Origin of the sequence: Flavobacterium anseongense (genome assembly GCF_021608185.1) — a bacterium.
Classification (GTDB): domain Bacteria; phylum Bacteroidota; class Bacteroidia; order Flavobacteriales; family Flavobacteriaceae; genus Flavobacterium; species Flavobacterium anseongense.
In genome coordinates this window covers 1-661 of record NZ_JAKIHN010000028.1, presented here as the reverse complement: position 1 = coordinate 661, position 661 = coordinate 1, and the positions used below count along the sequence as shown (strand labels likewise).

1 pseudogene is annotated in these 661 nt (G+C 44.6%); it reads right to left on the bottom strand.

Annotated elements, in window-relative coordinates:
- Nucleotides 1-661: pseudogene (locus L1S35_RS13205) on the bottom strand (hypothetical protein); the annotation flags it as partial.

The window sequence follows — 661 nt, the reverse complement described above, 5'->3', positions numbered from 1 at the left end:
CCGGCAGTTGAGGAATAAACTCCACCGGTATAAGCCCCTGTTCCGGTTAGTGTCACGGATTGTGCCGTAGCCACAGAAGAACAGAAAGGCGTGGCATATGATATAGTAGCTGTAGGTAGTGCCGTAATGGTTACTGATGTAGTGACCACTACAGGAGCGCACCCTGCACTGGCAGCGATAGTATAGGAGACAGTATACGTATTGGGAGTTGAAGTACTAGGCGTTATAGCTCCCGTAGCAGGATTAATGGTAAGTCCAGCAGTTGAGGAATAAGTTCCACCAGTATAGGTACCTGTTCCGGTTAGTGTCACGGATTGAGCTGTTGCCAATGTAGAACAGAATGGTGTTGTATAACTGATGGAAGCAGTTGGTGGATTACAATTAGCGGCTGTACAAGTTGCTGTACTAAAAGCAAAGCAAGTTCCGGCACCTCCGGTTGGGGTTAGAGTGATTGTTACATTATCACCTGGGGTTAAACTATTTACCGTATAATTTAAAACATTGCCTATGGCTCCAACATTTACAACCGGATTAGCATTTACCTGATAGGAAACATTGTAACCGGTTGCTGCAGTAACTGCAGTCCAAGTGAATTGAACGGAAGTAGTAGTGGATACTCCACAATTTATAGTTGGTGTTACTATTGGGTTAATAGTTACCG